This is a genomic window from Lishizhenia sp. (assembly GCF_057456495.1).
Window position 1 is genome coordinate 1 of record NZ_JBVCPV010000317.1, and the last position, 1,768, is coordinate 1,768.

The 1,768-nt window shown below is 38.7% G+C and carries 3 protein-coding genes; all 3 read left to right on the forward strand.

From position 1 onward, the window contains the following. On the forward strand, positions 1-421 hold a 421-nt coding region (locus AC22ZQ_RS14510; RefSeq protein WP_318959467.1), incomplete at its 5' end, for a phage tail protein. Next, entirely contained in the window at positions 421-879 is a 459-nt protein-coding gene (locus tag AC22ZQ_RS14515) for a phage tail protein (RefSeq protein WP_318959468.1), read from the forward strand. The genes AC22ZQ_RS14510 and AC22ZQ_RS14515, both read left to right, overlap by 1 nt. A gap of 79 nt (positions 880-958) precedes the next feature. Further along, the coding region (locus AC22ZQ_RS14520; RefSeq protein ID WP_413468692.1) for a phage late control D family protein at positions 959-1,768 on the forward strand (810 nt) is incomplete at its 3' end.

Sequence of the window (1,768 nt, forward strand, 5' to 3'; positions counted from 1 at the left end):
ACCAAAGTTTTATTTTAAAGTAAAATTAGGTCCACAACACAGTACGGTATCATTTCAAGAAATTTCTGGATTAGATTCCGAAACTCAACCTATTGAGTACAGGCATGGTGACAGCACGCAATTTTCGACCATTAAAATGCCAGGAATCGTAAAGTCTGGTAACGTAACATTGAAAAAAGGAATTTTTGTGAACGACAATAACTTCTGGAAGTGGTACGATGCTATTAAAATGAATACTATAAAGCGAGAAACGGTTGTGATTCAGTTGTTAGATGAAACAGGTGGCCCAACAATGACCTGGACACTAGCAAATGCTTGGCCTACAAAAATTACGGGTACAGACATGCAATCTGATGCCAGTGAAGTTGCTGTAGAAACGCTAGAACTAGCGCATGAAGGTCTCACCATAGCAAACGGATAATGGCATTGCAACATTCTCCCGTAGCCTTTTATTTCCAACTCCGTTTCAACGGAATTTCTGGAACTGTAGATGCGTCGTTCCAGGAGGTGTCTGGTGTGAGTATGGAATTGGGTGTTGAAGAAATTACGGAAAGTGCGAACAAGCCGTTTAAACAACGCGTTCCTACCTCCGCAAAGTTTTCAAATCTGGTATTAAAATGCGGATTGGTATCTCACGATTCTGAACTGATCGATTGGTGTAGAAACACTCTGGAAGGAGGTCTAACAGAAGTAATTGAAACGAGAAACATATCGATACATTTACTGAATGAAAACGGAGACCCATTAAAATCATGGAGCTTTATGAACGCTTGGCCGGTAAAATGGAACCTAGCAGATCTCGACGCAATGAACCGTGAAGTTTTGATTGAAACCCTTGGATTTTCCTTTAGCTATTTCACCGAAATCACAAGCCTATAAAGACTATTAAACGAAACTTACTTTTTTTAAAGAATGAATTGTACTTAAAAAATTAGAGCAATACTTATAAAAACACATCATGGCTACATCTCCACTAACCCAAGAGTCTGATCTCACCTCCTTTACCATATTATCGAACGGTAAAGAAATTCCCGCTACGTATAAAGTAGTATCCTTAAAAACGGTACACGAACTCAATAGAATTGCAGCTGCAGAAATTGTGTTACTAGATGGGGATACATCCACCCAAAATTTTAAAGTCGCTGATTCTTCAACCTTCATACCGGGAAGCGAGATAGAAATTAAATTAGGGTATCACAGTAAAAATGATACTGTCTTTAAGGGACTGGTCATGAAGCAACACATAAAGATTAGTCATGGAGAGGGGTCCCAGTTACATATCATTTGTAAAGACAAAGCACTCAAAATGACAGTTACCAAAAAAAATAGGATGTACTCGAAAACAACGGACAGTGGTATAATGCAATCGCTTATTAACAGTTCGGGGTTATCTTCGGAGGTACTTGAAACTACTATACTGCACGAAGAAGTAGTGCAAGATGCAACAACAGACTGGCACTTTTTAATCAACCGTGCAGCTATATACGGACTGGTAGTACACACAGATAATGGCAAAGTAGTTGTAGCAAAACCAAAGGTTTCTGACAGTGCTGTTCTTGAAGTTGAATATGGAAGAGACATTAATGAATGTAACATAACCTTAGATGCCAGGTTTCAATATGCTGAAGTAAAAGCAAGATCTCAGGCCTTTAACTCACAAGATTTCATTGAAGCCATCTCGAAGGAACCCATTGTAAACAAACAAGGAAATATTACGGGGAAGAAACTTTCCAAAGTACTTGACGCAAAGAGCTATTTGTTACACTTA

What these genes read in the sequence shown, in the direction of transcription:
- AC22ZQ_RS14515 (WP_318959468.1), top strand. Translation starts at nt 421, where the DNA reads ATGGCATTGCAACATTCTCCCGTAGCCTTTTATTTCCAACTCCGTTTC.